This window comes from Streptomyces sp. SID12501 (assembly GCF_010550245.1).
Taxonomy (GTDB): domain Bacteria; phylum Actinomycetota; class Actinomycetes; order Streptomycetales; family Streptomycetaceae; genus Streptomyces.
Genome location: NZ_JAAGLU010000017.1, coordinates 173194 through 194861 on the forward strand (window position 1 = coordinate 173194; position 21668 = coordinate 194861).

At 69.4% G+C, this 21668-nt stretch carries 13 protein-coding genes, 1 tRNA gene and 7 pseudogenes; 11 read left to right on the forward strand and 10 right to left on the reverse strand.

Annotated features, from left to right (window positions below):
- Window positions 1–135: 135 nt before the first annotated feature.
- Window positions 136–1917, reverse strand: coding sequence for an ABC transporter ATP-binding protein (locus G3I71_RS21945; RefSeq protein ID WP_164316534.1), 1782 nt, complete (start codon window positions 1915–1917; stop codon window positions 136–138).
- Complete coding sequence (locus tag G3I71_RS21950; protein WP_164316571.1) at window positions 1914–3728, reverse strand: ABC transporter ATP-binding protein; 1815 nt, start codon at window positions 3726–3728, stop codon at window positions 1914–1916. Before G3I71_RS21950 ends, G3I71_RS21945 begins: the two co-directional genes overlap by 4 nt.
- A gap of 203 nt (window positions 3729–3931) precedes the next feature.
- Between G3I71_RS21950 and G3I71_RS21955 the strand changes: the two genes are divergently transcribed.
- Together G3I71_RS21955 and G3I71_RS21960 are read left to right on the forward strand one after the other, a co-directional pair.
- Window positions 3932–5569, forward strand: coding sequence for a peptide-N4-asparagine amidase (locus G3I71_RS21955; RefSeq protein ID WP_164316535.1), 1638 nt, complete (start codon window positions 3932–3934; stop codon window positions 5567–5569).
- A gap of 140 nt (window positions 5570–5709) precedes the next feature.
- A complete protein-coding gene (locus tag G3I71_RS21960) occupies window positions 5710–7095 on the forward strand; it encodes a cation:dicarboxylate symporter family transporter (RefSeq protein ID WP_164316536.1) in 1386 nt (461 codons plus the stop codon).
- Between the two features lie 102 nt (window positions 7096–7197).
- Here G3I71_RS21960 and G3I71_RS21965 read toward each other — a convergent pair whose 3' ends face one another.
- Window positions 7198–7668, reverse strand: coding sequence for a MarR family winged helix-turn-helix transcriptional regulator (locus tag G3I71_RS21965; protein ID WP_164316537.1), 471 nt, complete (start codon window positions 7666–7668; stop codon window positions 7198–7200).
- 94 nt (window positions 7669–7762) lie between these two features.
- On the opposite strand from G3I71_RS21965, the gene G3I71_RS21970 reads away from it, so the two are divergent.
- Together G3I71_RS21970 and mltG are read left to right on the forward strand one after the other, a co-directional pair.
- The gene (locus tag G3I71_RS21970; protein ID WP_164316538.1) at window positions 7763–9565 is read left to right on the forward strand and encodes an ABC transporter ATP-binding protein; all 1803 of its coding nucleotides are present in this window, start codon (window positions 7763–7765) and stop codon (window positions 9563–9565) included.
- Window positions 9566–9630: 65 nt separating this feature from the next.
- Window positions 9631–10500, forward strand: a complete 870-nt coding sequence (gene mltG / locus G3I71_RS21975) for an endolytic transglycosylase MltG (RefSeq protein WP_164316539.1) — start codon at window positions 9631–9633, stop codon at window positions 10498–10500.
- Window positions 10501–10528: 28 nt separating this feature from the next.
- On the opposite strand, the gene G3I71_RS21980 is transcribed toward mltG, so the two are convergent.
- The 5 genes and pseudogenes from G3I71_RS21980 to G3I71_RS22000 form a co-directional block, all read right to left on the reverse strand.
- Entirely contained in the window at window positions 10529–11611 is a 1083-nt protein-coding gene (locus G3I71_RS21980; RefSeq protein WP_164316540.1) for an NAD(P)-binding domain-containing protein, read from the reverse strand.
- Window positions 11612–11680: 69 nt separating this feature from the next.
- Window positions 11681–12874 (reverse strand): annotated as a pseudogene (locus G3I71_RS21985) (LLM class flavin-dependent oxidoreductase).
- 17 nt (window positions 12875–12891) lie between these two features.
- Window positions 12892–13134, reverse strand: a pseudogene (locus G3I71_RS21990) (ABC transporter substrate-binding protein); the annotation flags it as partial.
- Window positions 13135–13206: 72 nt separating this feature from the next.
- Window positions 13207–13945 (reverse strand): annotated as a pseudogene (locus tag G3I71_RS21995) (ABC transporter ATP-binding protein).
- Window positions 13918–14815, reverse strand: a pseudogene (locus tag G3I71_RS22000) (ABC transporter permease). Before G3I71_RS22000 ends, G3I71_RS21995 begins: the two co-directional pseudogenes overlap by 28 nt.
- 346 nt (window positions 14816–15161) lie before the next feature.
- Between G3I71_RS22000 and G3I71_RS22005 the strand changes: the two are divergent.
- A pseudogene (locus G3I71_RS22005) lies at window positions 15162–15583 on the forward strand (YjbQ family protein).
- 172 nt (window positions 15584–15755) lie between these two features.
- Window positions 15756–15827 (forward strand) — tRNA-Ile (locus G3I71_RS22010).
- A gap of 585 nt (window positions 15828–16412) precedes the next feature.
- On the opposite strand, the pseudogene G3I71_RS51285 reads toward G3I71_RS22010, so the two are convergent.
- Both G3I71_RS51285 and G3I71_RS22020 read right to left on the reverse strand, forming a co-directional pair.
- Window positions 16413–16819, reverse strand: a pseudogene (locus G3I71_RS51285) (FAD binding domain-containing protein); the annotation flags it as partial.
- Between the two features lie 394 nt (window positions 16820–17213).
- Window positions 17214–18185: an AraC family transcriptional regulator gene (locus G3I71_RS22020; RefSeq protein ID WP_164316541.1), complete on the reverse strand. Its 972-nt coding sequence runs from the start codon at window positions 18183–18185 to the stop codon at window positions 17214–17216.
- An 82-nt stretch (window positions 18186–18267) separates the two neighbouring features.
- On the opposite strand from G3I71_RS22020, the gene G3I71_RS22025 reads away from it, so the two are divergent.
- The 5 genes and pseudogenes from G3I71_RS22025 to G3I71_RS22035 all read left to right on the forward strand — a co-directional run bounded on the left by G3I71_RS22025 (window position 18268) and on the right by G3I71_RS22035 (window position 21641).
- Window positions 18268–19104 (forward strand): NAD(P)H-binding protein, encoded by an 837-nt coding sequence (locus tag G3I71_RS22025; RefSeq protein ID WP_164316542.1) that lies wholly within the window; start codon window positions 18268–18270, stop codon window positions 19102–19104.
- Between the two features lie 72 nt (window positions 19105–19176).
- Window positions 19177–19359: pseudogene (locus G3I71_RS52945) on the forward strand (DUF3105 domain-containing protein); the annotation flags it as partial.
- 64 nt (window positions 19360–19423) lie between these two features.
- Window positions 19424–19522: a hypothetical protein gene (locus G3I71_RS52950; RefSeq protein ID WP_369335572.1), complete on the forward strand. Its 99-nt coding sequence runs from the start codon at window positions 19424–19426 to the stop codon at window positions 19520–19522.
- A 192-nt stretch (window positions 19523–19714) separates the two neighbouring features.
- Complete coding sequence (locus G3I71_RS51290; protein WP_239149278.1) at window positions 19715–19888, forward strand: hypothetical protein; 174 nt, start codon at window positions 19715–19717, stop codon at window positions 19886–19888.
- Window positions 19889–20108: 220 nt separating this feature from the next.
- Entirely contained in the window at window positions 20109–21641 is a 1533-nt protein-coding gene (locus tag G3I71_RS22035) for an MFS transporter (RefSeq protein WP_164316544.1), read from the forward strand.
- The last annotated feature ends 27 nt before the right edge of the window (window positions 21642–21668 follow it).

Below are 21668 nucleotides of genomic sequence, written 5' to 3' on the forward strand. Positions count from 1 at the left end.
CTCCAGGTGGGTCGGGACCGGCCCCGGCGCCGCCCGGATGGGCGGGAAGCCGCTTCCAGCGTTCCACCCACCGCCGGGACCGCGCAACGGGACGGAGCCGACCCGGCCCCGTCCCGCTGCCCGCTCACCGGTCTGTCACCCGTGCCACGACCGCCACAGCGCCGCGTACGCCCCGTCCGCCGCAACGAGCTCGTCGTGGCTGCCCAGCTCGCTGATCCGGCCGTTCTCCACGACGGCGATGACATCCGCGTCATGGGCGGTGTGCAGCCGGTGGGCGATGGCGACCACCGTACGTCCGTCCAGGACCCGGGCCAGGGACCGCTCCAGATGACGGGCCGCACGCGGGTCGAGGAGCGAGGTCGCCTCGTCCAGGACCAGCGTGTGCGGGTCGGCCAGGACCAGCCGGGCCAACGCGATCTGCTGGGCCTGCGCCGGCGTGAGCGCGAACCCGCCCGAGCCGACCTCGGTGTCCAGGCCCTCGTCAAGCGCCCGGGCCCAGCCCTCCGCGTCGACGGCGCCGAGCGCGGCCCACAGCTCCGCGTCCCCGGCGTCCGTGCGGGCGAGCAGCAGGTTGTCGCGCAGCGAGCCGACGAAGACGTGGTGCTCCTGGTTGACCAGCGCGACGTGCGAGCGGACCTCCTCGGCGGGCATCCTGGACAGCTCCGCGCCGCCCAGGGTGATACGGCCGGTCCGGGGTGCGTAGATCCCGGCGAGCAGCCTGCCCAGTGTGGACTTGCCCGCGCCCGAGGGACCCACCAGGGCCAGCCGGGTGCCGGGCGCGACCTCCAGGGACACCTTGCGCAGCACGTCCACGCCCTCCCGGTAGCCGAAGTGCACCTGGTCCGCGTGCACGTCCCGTCCGTCCGGGGCCAGCGAGGGGTCACCGGCGTCCGGCTCGATGTCCCGGACGCCGACCAGCCGGGCCAGCGACACCTGGGCGACCTGGAGCTCGTCGTACCAGCGCAGGATGATCCCCACCGGGTCGACGAGCATCTGGGCGAGCAGCGCGCTCGTGGTCAGCTGGCCGACGCCGATCCAGCCCTGGAGCACGAAGACCCCGCCGACCATCAGCACCGAACACAGCACGGTCACATGGGTGGCGTTGATGACAGGGAAGAGCACGCACCGCAGCCACAGCGTGTAGCGCTCCCAGGCCGTCCACTCACTGACCCGCCGGTCCGACAGTTCGATCCGGCGGTCGCCCAGGCGGTGGGCCTCGATGGTCCGTCCTGCGTCCACGGTCTCCGCGAGCACGGCGGCGACAGCGGCGTACCCGGCGGCCTCCGAGCGGTAGGCGGAGGGCGCGCGCCGGAAGTACCAGCGGCAGCCGACCACCAGCAGCGGGACCGCGAGGAGCACGGCCGGCGCCAGCGGCGGCGCCGTGACGACGAGCCCGCCGAGCAGCAGCGCCGCCCACACCACGCCGATGGCGAGCTGCGGCACCGCCTCGCGCATCGCGTTGGCGAGCCGGTCGATGTCGGTCGTGATGCGGGAGAGCAGGTCACCCGTGCCCGCCCGCTCAAGGACGCCAGGCGGCAGCCCGACCGCCCGGACGAGGAAGTCCTCGCGCAGATCGGCCAGCATCCGTTCGCCGAGCATCGCGCCGCGCAGCCGCACCTGCCGTACGAACACGGCCTGCACGACCAGCGCGGCGGCGAACAGGCCGACGACGAGCTCCAGATGGAGTTCGCGGGCGTCGTCCGAGACCCGCTCGACGAGGTCGCCCAGCAGGTACGGGCCGACCATGGAGGCCACCACGGAGAACGTGTTGACGGTGACCAGGAGCAGGAAGGCACGCCGGTGCCTGCGGAACAGTTCGGCCACGTAGGCGCGTACGGTCGCGGGGGCGCCGACCGGCAGGGTGCTCGCCGTTGTCGGGGCCGCCGGGTCGTACGCCGGTGGCGCCACGCCGATCATGCCGTCTCTCCGATTTCCTTGAGTTCTTCCAGTTCTTCCAGGTCGTCGAGGTTGCCCAGGTCGCGGCCGATGGCTTCCTCGTCCTCGGTCTCCCGGGTCACCACGGCCCGGTACCGCGGTTCCTTGTGCAGCAGTTCGCGGTGCACACCGACGGCCGCGACCTCGTCCTCGTGGATCAGCACGACCCGGTCCGCGTGGTCCAGGAGCAGCGGCGAGGAGGTGAACACCACTGTCGTCCGGCCGGCGCGCAACTCCCGTACTCCGTCGGCGATCCGGGCCTCGGTGTGCGAGTCGACGGCTGACGTCGGTTCGTCGAGCACGAGCACCTCGGGGTCCGTGATCAGCGACCGTGCCAGCGCCAGCCGCTGGCGCTGCCCGCCCGACAGCGACCGCCCGCGCTCGGTGATCCGCGCGTCCAACGGGTCCTCGGCGTCCAGCGACCCCTGCACGAGCGCTTCCAGCACGTCGCCGCACTGTGCGGCTGCCAGCGCCTCGGCGGCGCTCACCGCACCCGAGGAGGGCACGTCGAGCAGCTCGCGCAGCGAACCGGAGAGCAGTACCGGGTCCTTGTCCTGGACGAGGACGGCCGTGCGGGTGCTGGAGAGCGGCAACTCGTCCAGCGGTACGCCACCGAGGAGCGCCGACGTGCCCTTCTCCGAAGGGTGCCCGCCGAGCCGTTCCGCCAGCAGGCCCGCCGCGTCCGGATCGCCGCACACCACTGCGGTCAGACATCCGGCGGGTGCCAGCAGCCCGGTCGTGGGGTCGTACAGATCGCCGGTCGGCACCTCCGCCTCGCGCGAGCCCGCCGTGTCCGTGGCGCGCTCCAGGGACAGCACCCCCGCGGCCCGTTTCGCGGAGGGCCGGGAGAAGGAGTACGCCATGGCGATCTCCTCGAAGTGCCGCAGCGGATACGTCAGCAGCATGACCGCGCTGTACACCGTGACCAGCTCGCCGACGGTGATCCGGCCCTGCCTGGCAAGGTGTACACCTTGCCAGACGACCGCGATCATCAGCAGACCCGGCAGCAGCACCTGGACCGCCGAGATCAGCGCCCACATACGGGCGCTGCGCACGGCCGCGTGCCGCACCTCCTGCGAGGCCCGGCGATAGCGGTCGAGGAATAGTTCCTCGCCACCGATGCCACGCAGAACCCGCAGTCCCGCGACGGTGTCCGAGGCCAGTTCGGTCGCGCGGCCCGCCTTCTCCCGCTGGAAGTCGGCCCGCCGGGTGGCGCGCGGCAGCAGCGGCAGTACGGCGAGGGCGAGGACCGGGATGCCCACGGCGACGACGATGCCGAGCGCCGGCTGGTAGACGTACAGCCCGACGCAGACCAGCACGACGGTCAGCGCGGCGGCGGTGAACCGGGAGAAGGCCTCCACGAACCAGCCGATCTTCTCCACGTCCCCCGTGGAGACCGCGACGATCTCACCGGCCGCGACCCGCCGCGTCAACGCCGAGCCGAGCTGGGCGGTCCTGCGGGCCAGCAACTGCTGGACGCGGGCCGCCGCCGTGATCCAGTTGGTGACCGCGGCCCGGTGCAGCATGCTGTCGCCGAGTGCGATGGCCACACCGCACAGCACCATCAGCCCGCCCGCGAGAGCCAGCCGCTGGCCCGAGCGGTCGACGACGGCCTGGACGGCGAACCCGACGCCGAACGGCAGTCCGGAGACGGCCACGAAGTGCACCAGTCCCCAGGCGAGGGCGGTGAGCTGCCCGCCGAGCTGGTTGCGGAAGAGCCACCACAGAAATCTGGGGCCCGAGCGTGCGTCCGGTACACCCGGGTCTCGGTACGGAAGGTCTTGGATCTTCATGACGTCCCAGTGGCTCGCATCTCGCATGAGGGGGTGGATGTGGGGGTGGGAGGGGCCGGGAAGGCCGACAACGGGCCGTGAAAGGTTCGCGTCACCGTGTGGTCGAAGGCAAACGGTTTTCCGGCGAGAGGCATGGTTTCGGCCCGATTGGCGGTTGTTCGCCTCATTGCCGCGCGGGGCCGACTGCCCGTAGAACACCGGCCATGAGAAGCCGGATCATCATGTCCATGCTTGCCGGAGCGAGCCTCCTGGCGAGCGCCCTCCTGGGAGCGAACCCTGCCCGGTCGGCCGAGGCGGCGGGCCAGCCCGTCGACGTACCCGCCGAGTTCGGCACCGACTGGCACGACCCGGTCACCGCGGCGCCCGCGGTCACCCGCCCGGTCGGTTCCAGGCCCTGCGAAGTCACCGTCGCCGAGGCCCGGTTCAAGGACTTCACGCCCTACGAGGGCACGTACAGGCCGCCGAGCGGCTGCGGCTCGAGCTGGAACAAGGTCGTGCTGCGGATGGACGGCAAGGTCAAGGGCCGTCAGTACGACCGCCTAGGCTATCTGCACATCGGCGGCGTCGAAGTCCTCCGTACCTCCACTCCGCAGCCCTCACCCGACGGCATCTCCTGGTCCGTCGAGAAGGACGTCACGCGTTACAGCGACACCCTGAGCAAGGTCCAGCCCGTCGAGATGCTCATCGGAAACGTTGTCAACGACACCTACACCGGCATCCTCGACGTCAAGGTCACACTGACGTTCTATGCGGAGGCAGCGGGGACACCCGCCGCGAAGGACACTCCCGACCGCGTCCTCACCCTCCGGGACGGCACCCTCACCACTCCGCGGAACAGCGAACGCATCGTCGCCGAGGTGTACGCGACCGGTTCGGGCGGCGGCTGCGAGGAGTACTGGTACCTCACCGTCCCCGACGCGGCCCCCTACTCCTGCAAGGCCACGGACGGCCCGTACCGCGAGGTGCAGATCAAGGTCGACGGTCAACCGGCCGGAATCGCCGCCCCGTTCCCGACCGTGTGGACCGGCGGCTGGTCCAACCCCTTTCTCTGGTACGTGGTTCCGGGACCACGCGCATTCGACATCAAACCGATCGAATACGATCTGACACCCTTCGCCGGGCTCCTCAACGACGGCCGGCCGCATGACCTGGAGGTCTCCGTCGTCGGTGTCCCGGAAGGACAGGCGGGCTGGAGCACCCCCGTCAACGTCCTCGTCTGGCAGGACGCCGGGCGCGCGCGGGTCACCGGCAGGCTCACCGCCCACCGTGCGGGTGGCCTCGCCAACTCCTCGGTGTACACGCCCGGTTCAGCCGACGAACAGCACCGCCTCGACACCGAGGGCGGTCACCGGCTGACCGTCGCCGGGTACGTCGACACCTCGCACGGCCGGGTTGTCACCACCGTCAGCCGCGCCCTCACCAACACCTCCGTGCACCGCTGGACCGACGGCGAGAACACCGACGGACTCACCGCCACCTGGACAGACGCCGAGGACGTCACCGTCGACGGGCGCGGGCCGGCCAGGACGACCCGTACGCAACGGACGTACACGATGGACGGCACGACCACGCTGGGTGCGGGCGACCGGCTGCGGACCGTGCTGACACTCGGCGACCGGGAGGCCGTCACCGGGACGTTCGCGGGCCGGCGTACGGCGTGGTCGTTGCTCGACGACGCGTACGCGGGCGACGCGACGTATACGGCGAACGTGCCGCGCGACCAGCGCCACGCCGTCGGGACGACGAGCGAGCGCTACCGGCTGTACGGCTCGGCCGGATGCCACGACCGTTCGCTGGTGACCGTGCAGGGGGTGCTCACGGAGGACCGCGACGGCTGCTGAGACAGCTCTGCGCGCGGTGGGGACGGCCGATGATTTACACCGCTGAAATACGTAGGTTGCAGACGGGATCCATGACTCCTCAATAGTTTCTGAAGCGGAAGGACTTTTCCGCATCCCAGAAACTTCCTGGAGGAGTGCTCGTGCCGCAGTCCGTACCGTCCCTGCCGCGACGCGTCGTACGCATACTGCGTACCTCACTGTTCGCGCAGGTTGCCGTCGCGCTTGTGCTCGGCATCGTCGTCGGCAAGCTGTGGCCCGACGTGGCCACGGATCTCAAGCCGCTCGGTGACGGTTTCACCCGGCTCATCAAGACGATCATCTCGCCGCTCGTGTTCTGCGTGGTCGTCGTCGGCATCGCCAAGGCCGGAGATCTCAAGGCGTTCGGCCGGATCGGGCTCAAAGCCCTGATCTGGTTCGAGGTGGCGAGCACGCTCGCCCTGGTCATCGGGCTCCTTGCCGCCAACATCGTCCAGCCCGGCTCGGGCATGAACGTCGACCCGTCCACGCTCGACACCTCGGCGATCGACGCGAAGACGGGGGGCGGCTCGCTGCCCTCGACGACCGAGTTCGTCGTCAACGCGATTCCCACCAGTTTCGTCGGCGCCTTCGCCGAGAGCGAACTCCTCCAGGTGCTGATCCTGGCCTGCCTGGTGGGCGCCGCGCTGCTCCACCTCGGCCACACCAGGGTGCCGAAGGTGCTGCCCGCCATCGAGCAGGCCCAGGAGATCATCTTCGCGGTCGTCGGCTTCATCATGCGACTCGCCCCGATCGCGGTGTTCGGCGCGATGGCGGTCCTGATCGGCCAGTACGGACTCGGCGTGATCGAGACGTACGCCAAGCTGATCATCCTCTGCTACGCGGCTGCCGCGCTCTTCGTCGCGCTGCTCGGCGTCGCTCTCAAGATGGTCACCGGGCTCAGCCTCTGGAGGTTCCTCCGCTACATCCGTGAGGAGATGCTCCTCGCGCTCGGCACCGCCTCCACCGAGTCCGTGATGCCGCGCGTGATGCTGAAGCTGCGCAAGGCCGGCGCCCGCGACGACGCCGTGGGTCTGGTGCTGCCCACGGGGTACTCCTTCAACCTCGACGGCGCGTCGCTCTATCTCTCCATCGGCACCCTGTTCATCGCCCAGGCGGTGGGTGTGGACCTCAGCCTCGGCCAGCAGATCACCGTGGTCCTGGTGCTCATGCTCACCAGCAAGGGCATGGCCGGCATCCCCGGTTCGGCCTTCCTCGCCCTGTCCGCGACCGCTTCCTCGCTCGGGGCCATCCCGGCCGGGGCGGTCGCCCTGCTGCTCGGCGTGGACCGCATCATGGACTCGATGCGCGTCGTCACGAACCTGCTCGGCAACTGCGTCGCCGTCTTCGCGGTCTCCCGCTGGGAGGGCGCCCTGGACCTGGAGCGCGCGAAGAAGGTGCTGGACGGGGAGATCGTGATCTCGGAAGAGGACGACGCGGCCGACGTGAAAAAACCCGCGGAGGTGGCGGTTCCGGCCCAGGTGGCCGAGGTCAAGGAGACCGCGAGCTGACCTGCGCCAACTCTGATGTCCGAACGGGCCGTGGGTCCACCTCCAGTGCTCCTGGAGGTGGACCCACGGCCCGTTCTTCTGCGGGACCAGTGTCGCTCCGGTTCAGCAGCGCCGCTCGGGCGCCGCCCCGCCCCCGTCCATCAGCGTGTCCAGCAGGCCGCCCAGTACATTGCGTTCCAAGTCCGTCAGCGGCGCGAGAATCTCCTCCGCCGCCGCTCTGCGCGCCCCACGCAGCTCACTCAGCGCCTTGCGTCCGTCGTCCGTGAGCTCGATCCGGATGACCCGGCGGTTGTCGGGGTCGGGCACCCGGCGCACCTTGCCGCTCGTCTCCAGCGCGTCCACCAGCGTCGTCACCGCCCGGGGTACCACTTCCAGGCGCTCCGCCAGATCAGCCATCCGTGGCGGGGAACCGTGGTGCTGGAGATGGTGCGAGAGGGTGCGCAACAGCCGGGACTGGGCCGGGGTGATGCCGACTCCGCGCTCTTCCAGGTGGTGTTTGTGGCTGCGGTGCAGACGCCGGGTCAGACTCAGCAACTGGTCGGCGAGCGGACCGTCGGCGTCGGGGGAACTCATGCGGGAACAATATCAGGATGCAGTTCATTGTGAGTATAGGTAACAATGAGCTATGCTCCGCCAATCGTCGTCACCAAGTCTCCCGAAGGAGCCCATGAAACCCGACCGCCAACCCGCCTGGACCCCGTCCGCAGACTCGGCGGACCAGCCGCGCCAGGTCCGCCGCATCCTGAAACTCTTCCGCCCCTACCGCGGTCGGCTCGCCGTCGTCGGCCTGCTCGTCGCCGCGGCGTCCCTCGTCTCCGTCGCGACGCCCTTCCTCCTGAAGGAGATCCTCGACGTCGCGATCCCCGAGGGCCGTACCGGACTGCTCAGCCTGCTCGCCCTCGGCATGATCGTCAGCGCCGTCCTCGGTGGCGTCCTCGGTGTGCTGCAGACACTGATCTCCACCACCGTCGGCCAGCGCGTCATGCACGACCTGCGCACCGCCGTCTACGGCCGGCTGCAGAACATGTCGCTCGCCTTCTTCACCCGCACCCGCACGGGTGAGGTCCAGTCGCGCATCGCCAACGACATCGGCGGTATGCAGGCCACCGTCACCTCCACCGCGACCTCCCTGGTCTCCAACTTCACCAGCGTCGTCGCCACGATCGTCGCGATGGTCGCCCTCGACTGGCGCCTGACCGTCGTCTCGCTGCTCCTCCTGCCGGTGTTCGTGTGGATCAGCCGCCGCGTCGGCAACGAACGCAAGCGGATCACCACCCAACGCCAGAAGCAGATGGCCGCGATGGCCGCCACGGTCACCGAGTCGCTGTCGGTCAGCGGCATCCTGCTCGGCCGCACGATGGGCCGCTCCGATTCGCTCACGCAGTCCTTCGCCGCGGAGTCCGAAAGTCTGGTCGACCTCGAAGTGCGCGCCAGCATGGCCGGCCGCTGGCGGATGGCTGTCATCGGCATCGTCATGTCCGCCATGCCCGCCGTCATCTACTGGGCCGCGGGTCTCGCCTTCCAGTTCGGCGGCCCGACCGTCTCGATCGGCACGCTCGTCGCCTTCGTCTCGCTCCAGCAGGGACTGTTCCGCCCGGCCGTCAGTCTGCTGAGCACCGGCGTCCAGATCCAGGCCTCGCTCGCGCTCTTCCAGCGCATCTTCGAGTACCTCGACCTGCCCATCGACATCACCGAGCCCGAGAACCCGGTCCACCTCGACACGATCAAGGGTGAAGTCCGGCTGGAGGACGTCGAGTTCCGCTACGACGACAAGAGCCGTCCGATCCTCGACGGCGTCGACATCACCGTCCCGGCGGGCGGCAGCCTGGCGATCGTCGGCCCCACCGGCGCGGGCAAGTCCACGCTGGGCCACCTCGTGCCCCGGCTGTACGACGTGACGGGCGGCCGAGTCACCATCGACGGCGTCGACGTCCGCGACCTCGACTTCGACACGCTCGCCCGCGCGGTCGGCGTCGTCTCCCAGGAGACGTACCTCTTCCACGCCACGGTCGCCGACAACCTGCGCTTCGCCAAACCGGACGCCACCGACGAGGAACTGCACGCGGCGGCGCGGGCGGCCCAGATCCACGACCGCATCTCGTCCCTGGCGGACGGGTACGACACGGTCGTCGGTGAGCGCGGCCACCGCTTCTCCGGAGGCGAGAAACAGCGCCTCGCCATCGCACGTACGATCCTGCGCGACCCGCCCGTCCTCATCCTGGACGAGGCGACCAGCGCCCTGGACACGCGCACCGAACACGCCGTCCAGGAAGCCATCGACGCCCTGTCGGCCAACCGCACCACGCTCACCATCGCCCACCGGCTGTCCACCATCCGGGGCGCCGACCAGATCGTGGTCCTGGACTCCGGGCACGCGGTCGAACGGGGCACGCACGAGGAACTGCTGCGGCGTGGCGGGCGGTACGCGGCCCTTGTGCGTCGGGACGCCCAGCTGGAGCCGACCGGGTGACATGCGCGGTCGGACAAGCTGAAGATATGTCGGGTTTATGATGTTTCGCGGGTTACCGTGCCCGCATGCTGATGAACACTCCGTCACGGAGAACGATTCGCCTGACGCGCCGTGGCCGGGCCGTCCTCATCGCGACCGGTGCCGTTGTCGCGGCCACCGCAGTGGCGGTGCCGCTGCTGAGCGTCGACAGCGAAGGGGACCCCCGGCCGACCTCCCTCCTGATCCCGGAGGGCTGGCGCTCCATCCAGGTGTACGAGGCGGTCGACAAGGCCCTCGCCCTGCCGACCGGGAGCACGAAGAAGTCGCTCGGCAAGGCCCGGCTGAAACTCCCCACCGACGCCGAGGGCAACCCCGAGGGCTATCTCTTCCCGGCGACCTATCCACTGAAGGAGAAGGCCACCCCGGAGTCCCTGCTGTCGTTCATGGTCGACACCGCCAACCAGAAGTTCGGCGGCCCGCCGGTCACCGCCGGGGCGCAGCGCAACGCCATGAACGTCTATCAGGCCGTCACCATCGCGAGCATTGTCCAGGCCGAGGCCGCCGGCAAGCAGGACATGGGGAAGGTGGCCCGGGTCATCTTCAACCGGCTCGAACGCGGGATGCCGCTGCAGATGGACTCGACCATCAACTATGCGCTGAACAGGTCCACGCTGAAAACGACGGCCGACGACACCCGCCTGAACAGCCCGTACAACTCGTACCAGCGCATGGGCCTGCCGCCCACACCGATCGCCAACCCCGGCGAGGAGGCGATGCGCGCCGCCATCAACCCGACTCCGGGAAACTGGCTGTACTTCGTCACCGTCAAGCCCGGCGACACCCGCTTCACGGCCGACTACGCCGAACACCAGCGCAACGTCTCCGAGTTCAACCAGAACCAGAAGAACCAGAAGAGCCCGGCTCGGGGGCGGCAGAGCGGGCAGCCCGCCAAGTGACCTGACGGCCACGCGGCCCTACGGGACGTCAGACAGCGGCCGGCTCCTGGTCGAGCAGCCGCCTGATGTCCCGTACGGCCGCCCGCCCGGCCCGGTTGGTGCCGATCGTGCTCGCCGAGGGTCCGTAGCCGACCAGATGGACGCGCGGATCGGCGACCGCGCGTGTCCCCTCGACGCGAATGCCGCCGCCGGGCTCGCGCAGCCTGAGCGGTGCCAGATGGTCGATCGCGGCCCGGAATCCGGTCGCCCAGAGGATCACGTCGGCGTCGACGCGCTCACCGTCGGCCCACTCGACCCCGGCCGGGGTGATCCGGTCGAACATGGGCCGCCGGTCGAGGACGCCGTCGGCGAGCGCCTGCCGGATCGCGTCGTTGAGGGGCAGTCCGGTGACCGACACGACACTCTTCGGCGGCAGCCCCTGCCGTACCCGCTCCTCGACGAGTGCGACCGCCTCCCGCCCGAACTCCTCGGTGAAGGGCCCCTCGCGGAAGACCGGCGGACGCCGGGTCACCCACGTGGTTTCGGCGGCGTACGGAGCGATCTCCATCAGATGCTGGGTTCCGGACGCACCCCCGCCCACCACGACCACCCGCTGCCCGGCGAATTCCTCGGGCCCGGGGTACTGCGCGGTGTGCAACTGCCGCCCCCGGAAGGTCTCCTGGCCCGGGTAGCGCGGCCAGAACGGCCGGTCCCAGGTACCCGTGGCGTTGATCAGCGCCCGCGCGGACCAGTCGCCGTCCGAGGTCTCGACGAGCAGCCGCCCGTCTCCGTCGCCCTCGCGCACCGCCCGTACCTCCACAGGACGGCGCACCTTCAGATCGAACGTGCGCTCGTACGTGTCGAAGTACTCACCGATGACCTCGGCGGACGGCCGCGCCGGATCGGCGTCCGTCAGTTCCATGCCGGGCAGCGCATGCATCCCGTGCACCTTGCCGTAGGTGAGCGAGGGCCAGCGGAACTGCCAGGCGCCACCAGGACGCGGGGCGTGATCGAGCACGACGAAGTCGCGCTCCGGCACGAAGCCGGTGCGCTGCAGGTGATAGGCGCCGGCCAGACCGGCCTGGCCGGCGCCTATGACGACGACATCCACTTCTCGTACGCCATCGCGCATCCCGGTATCGTTCACATTTCTACTAACCGGGGGAGAGGCGAGGATCTTCCCGCGACGGTCCTCGCACGTTCAGCGAACACTCGCCACCAGCAGCGGCGAACCCCCGGCCGTCCTCGGAGTACGCTCCAGCAGCCCACGAGCCGCCAGCTTGGGAATGACACCCTCGCCGAACCGGTACGCCTCCTCCAGATGCGGATACTTGGAGAGCGCGAAGTGCTCGACGCCCAGCGTGTGGTACTCCTCGATCCTCCTCCTCTGCCCTGAACGGGCGTGGGAGGTGCCCCCACGCGACTTCGCCGTGGCTGCCGACGAGAGCGCCGTGCCCGCGCCGCCCCGCACGAGACCGGCGCCCGCCCACAGGTTCGGGTAGACCTCCAGCTTGTCGCGCGAGCCGCCGTGCAGGGCGACCATGCGCTGCTGCCCCACCGACTCACTGCGACCGAGCGCCGCCTGCGCCGCCGCGACCGTCCTCGTGTCGAGGTCGTCGAGCAGCCGGTACGCGGTCGACCAGGCCTCGGCCGACGAGTCCCGCGAGATGGTGTGCAGCCGGACCCCGAAGCGGACCGTGCGCCCCTCACACTCGGCCGGCGACCGAATCCAGTCGATCTTCTCCTACACCTGCGCCGGCGGTTCGCCCCAGGTCGGATACACATCCGCGTGCCGCGCCGCGACCGGCCCTGCGGCGGTCGAGGACCCGCCGAATAAGGGCGGCGGCACCGGATGGGGCGGCAGGGCGGTCAGCCCGTCCTCGATCTGGTAGTGGACACCGTCGAAGTCGTACGGCCGACCGCTCCACGCCCATCGTGCAACGGCCAGGAACTCGTCGACACGGGTGTACCGCCGGTCGTGGTCGAGGTGGTCGCCGAAGCGCCGCTGCTCGGAGGAGTCGCCGCCGGTGACGACGTTCAGCAGCAGGCGCCCGCGGGTGATGCGCTGGTAGGTCGCCGCCATCTGCGCGGCGAGCGCCGGTGAGATCACGCCGGGCCTGAACGCCACCAGGAACTTCAGCCGTTCGGTGTGCTGGGCGAGTGCGACGCTCGTCAGCCAGGCGTCCTCGCACCAGGTGCCGGTCGGCCTCAGCCCCCCTTCGAAACCCAACTGCTTGGCCGCCTTGGCTATTTGGGCGAGATGCTCGATGTCCGGTGGTCGTACGCCCTTGACGGGACGGTTCGCGCTGCCGGTGCTGGAGGCGTACGCGTGCCGGTCCACGAGGGTGCGGCCGTCGCCGCCCGTGGGCAGGAACCAGTGGAGGTGGACGCTCATCGCGCGGTCAGGACTCGGGGTGTGCCAGAGGTGAAGGTGGACCACTTGATCTTGTAGTCCAGGTTCTTGAGTCCCCCGGCGGCCCGCAGTACGGCCTCCGAACCGCCTTTCTGGTCAACGACGTTGAGCGTGAGGGATCCCTTGCAGTCGGTGTCGCCGCCGGAACCGATGGAGGAGTCGGCGGCCGAGTTCCCGCCGCAGGCCGAGGCGAGGAGGGCGAGGGGGAGGAGCAGCGGGGCGGGGACGAGGTGTCGCCGCATGGTCGTTCGTTCCGATCGCTTCTGTGCGGCTGGAGGGTGAACCAGGTTGTGCGGGAGGGAAGTTGCCAGGGCTTAGGCGGCTTCGGCGGCGGTGTCGACGCCCAGGAGTTCCAGCAGTCCGGCGCGCAGTTCTGCGAAGCGCGGGTCGGTGATGTCGCGCGGGCGGTCCAGGTCGACCGTCGTCTCGTACGCGATGACGCCCTCGTCCATCACGAGGACACGGTCGGCGAGCAGCACCGCTTCCTCGACGTCGTGCGTCACCAACAGGACTGCGCAGCCCCGGCGTTGCCAGAGTTCGCCGACCAGCCGTTGGGCCTTGATGCGGGTGAGCGCGTCCAGCGCGCCGAACGGCTTGTCGAGCAGCAGGAGATCGGGCTCGCGCACCAACGCCCTTGCCAGCGAAGCGCGTTGAGCCTCACCGCCGGACAGGGTCTTGGGCCAGGCGTCGGAACGCCGGCTGAGGCCGACCTCGGTGAGCGCCTGCTCGGCGACCTCACGTCCGGGTTTGCCGGGCAGCCCGAGCAGGACGTTGCGCCACACCTTCTTCCACGGCATCAGCCGGGGCGCCTGGAAGGCGACAGCCTTGCGGCGCGGCACGAGGACGGTGCCTTTGATGTCGCGGTCGAGACCGGCGAGGATGCGCAGCAGTGTGGAACTTTCCGCAGCCGCTGCGGCCGAGCAGGGCAACGAACTCGCCCGGCCTGACGTCGAGTCGGAGGTTGTCGATGACAGTGCGGCCGTCGAAGGACCGAGTCAGACCGTCGACCCGTACGGCGGGTGAGGTCACCGTCCGGTGAACGTGGGTCGCCATTGCAGCAGCAGCCTTTCGAGGGAGCGGACGACGAAGGCGGCCAGCAGACCGAGGAACGCGTAGACGATGAGGCAGACCACGATCACGTCGGTCCGCAGGAAGCCCCGCGCCTGCACCATGAGGAAGCCGATACCGGCGTCCGCGTTGATCTGCTCGGCGAAGACGAGGGCGAGCCAGGCCACACCGAGCGAGTAGCGCAGCCCGGTCATCGCCCCGAGCAGCGCGCCCGGCAGGACGAGTCCCCACCGGGACAACCCCAGCGACTCCCCGGCCTCGATCGACTGGGTGTCCACGCCACGGATTCCGGCGTAGACGTATGAGGTAGAGCGGGAAGGTCACACCGAGGGTGATGATCGCGATCTTCGGGGTCTCGCCGATGCCGAACCAGATGATGAAGAGTGGGATCAGACCGACGAACGGCGCGGTCCGCAGCGTCTGAACGGGTGCGTCGACGAGGTCCTCGCCGACCCGGAACAGGCCCGATACCAGGGCGAGTCCGGTGCCGATGACGGTACCGAGGAGTAGTCCGAGGGCGACGCGCTGGAGCGAGGTGCCCATCGCGTTGCCCAGTGAACCGTCGGCGATCAGATCACTGCCGACCTGGGCGATCCGCCCGGGTGAGGCGAGGATTTCGGCCGTCAACGTGCCTGTACTGCTGAGGAGTTGCCAGAGCGCGAGGAGCAGTAGCGGGCCCGAGGTGCGGCGCAGCCAGCGGGGGACGCGGGTGCGGCGCGTGGAGCTGGGGACGATGGGGTCGAGGTCGGGGAGGGTGCGCTCGGTGTCACCGGAGACTGCTTCGGACCCACCGGTACCGGATTTAGGCGGTATATCGGGCTTGGCGGCGCAGGGTGGGACATGGCTGATGCTCATGAGGGCTCCACGAGGAGGAGAGCGACCGAGGAGGGGAGGATGCACCTCGGCGCCGCCGCGTCCGAAGCGGATCAGGGGAGATCCCGGACGTGCGGGTGGGGCGGTGCCCAGGCGGGCGTGAAGGGAGCGGAAAAGGACGTCAGCAGCCGCGGCGACACGCGGCGGAGGCCACCCGCAGCAGGTCGATGTGACCGCGCGTGGTGAGCATGGCTGAACTCAACATGCCGCTGAAAGTAGCCAGGTGACGCGACCGCGGTCTATGGTGTCTCGCGGAATGGACCACTCGTATCAAGGGGTGGGCGTCAGGTCGGGAGTGGCTCCCGGCGGCCGGGTGATGATGGGGCACATGTCCAACGCCTTCACCACGCGCGTCCTGAACATCGTCTCCGGCACCGAGGAGACGGTCGTCGACCTCACCCATGACTGCGAGACATTCCTGAGGGAGGTGGCGGACGGCCGGGACGGCCTCCTCAACGTCTTCGTCCCGCACGCCACCGCCGGAGTCGCGGTCATCGAAACGGGGGCGGGCAGCGACAGCGACCTCCTCGCCGCGCTGCACACCCTGCTCCCCTCCGACGACCGCTGGCGGCACCGTCACGGCACCCCGGCCACGGCCGCGACCACGTACTCCCGGCCCTCGTCCCACCGCACGCCACGCTGCCGGTGCTGGGCGGACGACTGGAACTGGGGACATGGCAGTCGGTCTGCCTGGTGGATACGAACACCCAGAACACGGACCGTCTGGTCAGATTGAGCTTCCTCGGTTAGGTGCCCTGGTGGGACTGTAGGGGCAAAGTTCGGCCGCACCGAAATGGGGCAAGGAGCGGGGGAGAGGAACTGTTCCCCCTGGGTTTGGCGCGCCTGCAGAATCCTGCAGTAGGTCTGTCAGCAGCTTCATGGTCGGCCGGCTGGATGCCGACGACCTGGAAGCCTGGAAGGAGCGAGTTCCGGGGTGGAGCAGGGCAGCGGACTCATAATCCGTCGGCCGTGGGTTCGAGTCCCACCCGCCCCACCTGCGCAAGCCTCTTACCTGCGGAAACGTTCATTTTGTCCTGTCGGATCGTCAACTTTGCCTGAACGGACTGAATCCGCTGCTCGTGAGTTTGGAGTCCGGAGACGGCCGGGGGAGCTGCAAACCGTCTGACCTGCAGCTGAGTGGATGATCGAGGTCCTGGCTCGCGGTCCGGGCGACTGACTTGAGGGTCGATGCCAAGACCCAGGGGCCGTACAGGGGCCGGGAGGGCGTAGCCGTGTCCAGGCCGACGGTGTCTCGGGGGCGATCCGTTGTCCCATTTGATGGTGGCGCTGCTGGGGCAGCCATCCACGGGGCGGTCAGTTGAGTACCGGGCCGGCGGCGGAGGCGGTGCTGATACCGGCGTGGCGGGTGCGCGGACGCGGGTAGGGCGACGTCGGCTGCCGTCTGTGCTGTGGAAGGCCTGTCGCTGCTGAGAGAGCGTCCCCGCGACGGCCGAGGGAGCGAGGAATCGGCCCGACGGGTTACTCGACCCTCTTGTACGGACTGGTCCGTGTGGCCGGGGACGCCCAGCTGGGCGGCAGCTGTCTCGGCCCAAACAGCAAGCAACGCGCCTGCTGCATCGACGCCTCGGGCGGCGACCTTCGCCTCCCGGATCACCCGCCGCGGATGGGCAGCGCGACGGCCGCCGAGGTTAGCGCGAACTCGTACGACTGCTGGTCGTGCACTTTCAGATAGCCCGACCTCAGCGGGCTCGGGTGTGCCGGGATCTGAACGGGAGCAATCAACTAGCCCTTGCGGAGAACTTGTTCACGGCTCGGGGTGCTGCCTGGTTTGAGGAGGAAGGCGGCGAAGGGGACACTGCGCTCCCCGCCCGGGCCCAGCAGTTGCACTCTCGCCTCCAGCGCCGCCAAGGCGACGGCGACGTCGGAGGGGTGTGTGGCCACGCAGTCGTCGGACGTGCCGAGGATCGCGTGGGTGAGGTTGACGCTGTCGAGCGCCGCGCACCCGGAGCCGGGCTCGCGCTTGTCGTCTCTGTTTGCCATACGCGCCGCTCGATGACGGCTAGGGGCTGGCGGCGGCCTGTGTGCCGTTGTCGCTCTTCGAGTTGAGTGGTGATAAGTGACCGCTGAGAGTGCGTTCTGGCGATGAGCCAAGAGGCCACGGAAACGGCCCGAAGAGGAAACGGCCCCGAGAGGCGGTCTGCGCGGGCTGCGGGCAGGGCGTCTGCAGCAGCAGGTCCGTGGCCTGCACCATCGGGTGCTTACGGTGACCGTCCGCGACGCGTGATGAGTCCCGGCCCCGGACAGGTGAGGAGGGCGGCGGAGTGTGGGGGCCGTGACCATGACGCCTGGCGACGGACGAGGGAAGGGCGGCTGTGGAGGCGTCGAAACGGCGTCGAGAGCTGCAGAGGTTCTCCCGGTGTCAGGTCTTAGCCCGGGTCTCCCGCATCCGGTACTCGTTCGGGCTGACGCCATGTTCCCGCTTGAACGCGGCGCTCAGGGCGAAGGCGTTGGAAAAGCCGACGCGGTCCGCCACCCGGGCAAGCGTCGCGTCGGGCTCGCGCAGGAGGTCGGCGGCCAGAGTGAGACGTTGTTCCCGTAGGTAGGTCATCGGCGGCCGGCCCACCAAGGCGGTGAAGCGGCGGGCCAGGTTGGCCCGGGACACGCCGGTCTCGGCCGCCAGAGCGGGCAGCGTCCAGGGACGGGCGGGGTCGGCCTGCAGCAGGCGCAGGGCGGGGCCGACCACGGGGTCGCCGTGAGCCCGGTACCAGGCGGGGATCTGGGCGCCCGGGCGGGTGAACCAGGCCCGCAGGGCGGTGATGAGCATCAGGTCCAGCGTTCGGTTCAGCAGGATCTGCTGCCCGGGCTCCTCGCGCGTGATCTCCTCGAAGGTCGCCGAGCTCACCGGGCAGGAGCCCAGCTCGGCTTCGATGACGGCCAGGGCAGGCAGCGCCGCGAGCAGCCGGCTCGGTACGCCGTGATCCACTGTGTAGAGGCCGCTCAGGAGGAGCGTGCTGTCCGGCTCTGTCGTACCCGAGGGGGGTGCGCCCGGAGTTCGCGCAGCGACCGATTCCTCGCCCCGAACGTTCGTGCAGCGGCCTTCTGAGCCGATCACCACGCCTGGTTCGGTGGCCGGGTCGTCGGCGATGACATACGGGGTGCCACCACACAGCACGGCGACATCTCCGGGACCGAGCCGCACCGGGTCGGCGTCCTGCGGAATGACCCAGGCGGAGCCGCGCAGGAGTACTGCCAGCGCCAGCGGCGAGCCGTCTTCGAAGCGCGCGGCCCAGGAGCCGGAGAGGTTTGACTGGTTGAAGACCGCGCCACTGGTCCTCACCCCGTTCAGCAGGTCCGTCAGTGGATCCGTGCTGGTCAGCATCATGGGATCCATGCCGGTCAGCGTAGACGAACGACTATGGACCTGAGCTCGCACAGCATGTTTGCAGCGGGTGGCGACTGGTTCAGTTGAACCCATGAACAACGAGACGATCCTGGTGACAGGGGCTACGGGCAAGACCGGCCGCCGAGTTGCGCGGCTGTTGGAGGAGCGGGGCGCGACGGTCCGTACGGCGTCCCGTTCCGGTACGCCTTCCTTCGACTGGACCGCCCGGAACACCTGGGAACCGGCCCTGCGCTCTGTGACGGCGATGTACCTCGTCGTCCCCGGCCTCGGCAGTCCGCAGGTCACGGAGACCGTTGCCGCATTCGCTCGGCAGGCCGCGGCGGCCGGGGCCCGGCGAGCGGTGCTGCTGTCCATGCCCGAGGGCGGGGGCCCGGATCACGAGCAAGTCCTTGCTGCGGAGCGGACGCTGGAACACGCGGGACTGGAGCGGACCGTGCTGCGACCGCGGTGGTTCTTCCAGAACTTCAGCGAGGACTTCCTGCGCGACCCCGTACTGAGCGGCGAGGTACGGCTGCCGGCCGGGTACGGCAAGGAGGCCTTCGTCGACGCCGAGGACATCGCCGAAGTGGCGGTCGCCGCGCTCACCGAGGACGGGCACGCCGGGCGGGACTACGAGCTCAGTGGGCCGCGGTTGATGACCTTCGGGGACGCGGTCGCGGAGATCGCCCGGGCCACGAACCGCGACATCCGCTATGTGGCCCTGAGCCCGGAGGCGTACGGGGCCGAGCAGCGTGCGCAGGGCGTGCCCGAGGAATGGGTGCAGCTGTCGGTCGGCCTGTACGAATGCATCCGGTCCGGCGGCCTCGCTTCACTCGGTGACGGTGTTCAGCGTGTGCTCGGCCGGTCCCCCCGGGACTTCTCCGAGTACGCAGGCGCCGCGGCCCGGGAGGGTGTCTGGAACACCTGACCCGCAGCTCACCCTCGGCCTGGCGAACGGGTCTGGGACACCGGCACACTCCCGTACAACCATGTCGAAGGAGACGTCGGTTATCCGATGACCCCGCCAGTCGATGGCGACCACGACAAGGCATGGATGACCTGTAACGGCACCGTTCGCACCGAGACGACCCGTGACGAAAACGCCGTGCACTCCCTGGAGCGCGGGCCTGTCTGGATCACGTTCAACGGCACAGCCACCGCGATCGACATCGAGACGCTCGCCGGCAAGGTCGCCCGGACGGCCCTACACCCTGATGAGGCCCGTCCCCCAGCAGTCCGGGACGATCATGCTGTCCGCTCGGGGCCACCAGCTCAGCGTCGACACGGCCTCCGACCCGCGCGTCGGGCAGTTCATCAGCGTCTGTCCAGGACCCGCAAACCCCTGAACCAGGCGCCCTGTACGGGCGGCCTCACCGCTCCATGGCGAACACCTCGACCGGCTCGCCAGGATGGTGCCCTGTCCTTGGTTTCTCCTCCGCTAACACCCCGCTGGCACGATCTGTCGATGTCAGGGAATGAGTTTTCCCGGCCGTCTGAATTCTTCAGCGGAGCAAATCAGTGGTGTCAGGAGAACATTTATGGAGACGATCGAGGCCGTGGTGGTCGGCAGTGGGCTGACCGGGTTGCTGCTTGCCGCCGAGCTTGCGTCGGACCCCGCGTTCGTCGAAACGGCCCGTCGTGGGCCGGTCGCGTCGACGCTCTCCGGGTGCCGGAGATCCCGCCCATCAGTGAGGATGCCGACGCGCTCCTGATCCACTCGGACGGCTATGTCTGCTGGACCTCTCCAGCCAAGTGTGACCGGGTGTCGACCTGAGCACCTGGTTCGGCGCTTCGCTCTGACCCGGACTTGCATATCCGGCTGCCGGTCCTGCATTCCTGCAAGATTTCTGCGTTTGACAATTCGGCCAGGTTTCGTCCTTGCCCGGGTGAAGTTAATTTTCCGCGCCCCTCCGTAGCCCTTTGGAGTTCCCCTTGTCTGCCGACAGCACGGCCACCACCCCCGCGCAGGCGGGTACCGATACGTCCGGGGCTTCCCCCGGCGGCCGGCACCTCGGCCTGGCGCTCTTCGTGATCGCCGCGGCCCAGCTGATGGTGATCCTCGACGCCACGATCACCAACATCGCTCTGCCCGCCATCCAGACCGACCTGGGTGTCACCGATGCGAACCTGGCGTGGATCGTCAACTCCTACGCGCTGGCCTTCGGCGGACTGATGCTGCTCGGAGGCAAGGCCGGAGACCTCTTCGGCCGGCGGCGCGTATTCCAGGCAGGCATCGGTGTCTTCACCCTCGCCTCACTGCTGGGCGGACTCGCCCCGAACGAGGCCCTGTTGATCGGCGCACGCATCCTCCAGGGCATCGGCGCCGCCCTCGCCGCGCCCAACGCGCTGGCCCTGATCACCACCACCTTCCCGGCCGGCAAGTCACGCAACACGGCCATGGGCGTGTACGCGGCGATGGGCGGCGTCGGCGCCACGGTCGGCCTGCTGCTGGGCGGCGTACTGACCGACGCCCTCGACTGGCGCTGGGTGTTCTTCATCAACATCCCCATCGGCCTGGCCGTCCTCGCCGGCACCAAAACCCTCGTCGAAGCCCAGCGGCACCCCGGCCGCCTGGACGTCCCCGGCGCCATCACCGGCACCGGCGGCCTCATCGCCCTCGTCTACGGCATCACACGCGGCGGCGAACACGGCTGGACCAACGGCCTGACCCTGGCCTCCTTCGCGACCGCCGCCGTACTGCTGACGGTGTTCCTGGTCGTCCAGTGGCGCGCCGCGGACCCGATGATGCCGCTGCGGCTGTTCAAGGACCGCAACCGCTCCGGCAGTTACGCCACGATGCTGTTCGTCGGCTCGGGCATGTTCGCGATGTTCTACTTCCTGACGCTCTACATGCAGCTCATCCTCGGTTACAGCGCCGTCAAGACGGGCTTCGCCTTTCTTCCCTTCAGCGTCGGCATGGGTGCCGCCGCCGGCATCAGCTCCAAGCTGATCACCAACCTGGCGCCCCGCTTGATCGCCGGACCCGGACTGCTGGTCGCCGCGGGCGGCATGTTCTGGTTCGCCACCCTTGAACCCGACTCCTCATACGCCGCACATCTGATGCCGGCGATGTTCGTCACCGCTCTCGGGCTCGGCATGAGCTTCGTCCCGATGACACTCGGCGCGGTCAGCGGCGTCGACCACCAGGACACCGGCATGGCCTCGGCACTGCTCAACACCGCCCAGCAGATCGGCGGCGCACTCGGGCTCGCCGTCCTGTCGACGATCTCCACGACCACCGCGAACGACAAGCTCCCCGAGGCGGCCTCCGCCTTCTTCAGGGGCCTGGCCACCAAGGACTTCCCCCTGGTCGCGAAGGCGGGCGACGCACTGACCCACGGTTACACCATGGCCTTCGTCGCCTCGGGCGCCATGTTCCTGGGCGGCCTGGCGGTCATGTTCCTCGCCGTCAACGCGGGCAGGCAGCAGCACACCGAGGGCGCCCCGCCCATCCACATGGGCTGACCTCACGGAGGGGGCATGCCGTTGCCA